This is a genomic window from Pseudochrobactrum sp. AO18b, assembly GCF_000409565.1.
Classification (GTDB): Bacteria; Pseudomonadota; Alphaproteobacteria; order Rhizobiales; family Rhizobiaceae; genus Pseudochrobactrum; species Pseudochrobactrum saccharolyticum.
The window spans coordinates 1-1,400 of sequence record NZ_ANNO01000351.1; the positions used below are offsets into that span (position 1 = coordinate 1).

Genomic DNA, 1,400 nt, shown 5'->3' on the forward strand with positions numbered 1-1,400 from the left:
CGAAGCAGTGTTCTTATGAACAACGCCTTTAGAAGCGGCGCGCATCAGTTCAGGCTCAGCAATCTTGAAAGCAGCCTGTGCAGCAGCTTTATCACCGAGTGCTACAGCATCTTCGAACTTACGTACGAAAGTGCGCACGCGGGAACGACGGGATTTGTTGACCTCGGTGCGGGCTTCGATTTTACGAACCGCTTTCTTGGCCGAAGGTGTATTGGCCATAAATGCCTCTCTTTTTCTGTCAGCTTTCCAGCGGGCTTTTCAGCATCGATATTCATATCGAAGGGGCAGGCCACCGGGCAAAAATCTATCCGGACAGCCCGAAAGCCGTCTCACTGTTGCGCGCTTATAGATCAGCTTGTCCGCGCCGTCAATCTGGATTCTCTCTCCACAAAGGGCTGAAACCCGTAAAAGATGGTTTCCAGAACGTTTTCTGACAAGTGGCGCTGCGGTTTTACGGCCGGAGCGCCCCTATAAGACGACTCAGCGGTTGGAGAAAGACGGGCTGCGCTTATCGACAAATGCCGACATGCCTTCTTTCTGGTCTTCTGTAGCGAAAAGCGCATGGAAGGAACGGCGCTCATATTTCAGCCCTTCCTGCAATGTCGTCTCAAAAGCACGATTGACCGATTCTTTTGCCATCATCACTGAGAGCCGCGAGAACGCAGCAATCCGCTCTGCCGCTTTCAGCGCTTCATCCAGCAGCACTTCCGGCGCTACTACACGCGACACCAGTCCGCAACGCTCAGCCTCAACCGCATCCATCATCCGGCCGGTCAGCACCATATCCATAGCTTTGGCTTTACCGACAAAACGCGTCAGACGCTGGGTGCCACCCATGCCCGGAATGATTCCAAGCGTAATTTCCGGCTGACCGAACTTGGCATTATCCGCAGCAATGATGAAATCACACATCATCGCCAGTTCGCAGCCGCCGCCCAGCGTATAGCCGCTGACCGCAGCAATTACCGGCTTACGAATGGCATTGATCCCTTCCCAGTCGCTGAGAAAATCCTGCCCGTAAGCATCGGCAAAACTGAGATTCTGCATTTCCTTAATATCGGCGCCGGCAGCAAAAGCCTTCTCGGAACCGGTCAGGACAATCGCACCGATCGCATCATCCCGGTCGAATGCCTGCAGCGCATCTGTCAGTTCGGTAATCAGCTGTGTGTTCAGCGCATTCAGCGCCTGCGGACGGTTGAGCCGGATCAGACCGGTTTTGCCGCGTGTTTCTGCAAGAATCGTTTCATAGGCCATCAAGATACTCCCCCAAGGCAGTGATTATTTATGAACGGAAAAGAGATCAGGCGCTGCAGGCAGCGCAAAAGAAAGTTGAGCGTCCGTTCTGCACAATGCGCTGTATCGTTGCGCCACAACGCCGGCATGGCTCATCCTCGCGGGCC

The 1,400-nt window shown here is 54.2% G+C and carries 3 protein-coding genes; all 3 read right to left on the minus strand.

What is annotated here, in order from left to right; all coding sequences use genetic code 11:
• Positions 1-219: 30S ribosomal protein S20 (rpsT, locus tag A918_RS0113810; protein ID WP_022711636.1), on the minus strand; the 219-nt coding region annotated here is incomplete at its 3' end.
• Positions 220-480: 261 nt separating this feature from the next.
• Positions 481-1,254 carry an enoyl-CoA hydratase gene (locus tag A918_RS0113815; RefSeq protein WP_022711637.1) on the minus strand — a complete coding sequence of 258 codons (774 nt, stop codon included), beginning with the start codon at positions 1,252-1,254 and terminating at the stop codon, positions 481-483.
• Positions 1,255-1,300: 46 nt separating this feature from the next.
• Positions 1,301-1,400: zinc finger domain-containing protein (locus A918_RS21565; protein ID WP_305807659.1), on the minus strand; the 100-nt coding region annotated here is incomplete at its 5' end.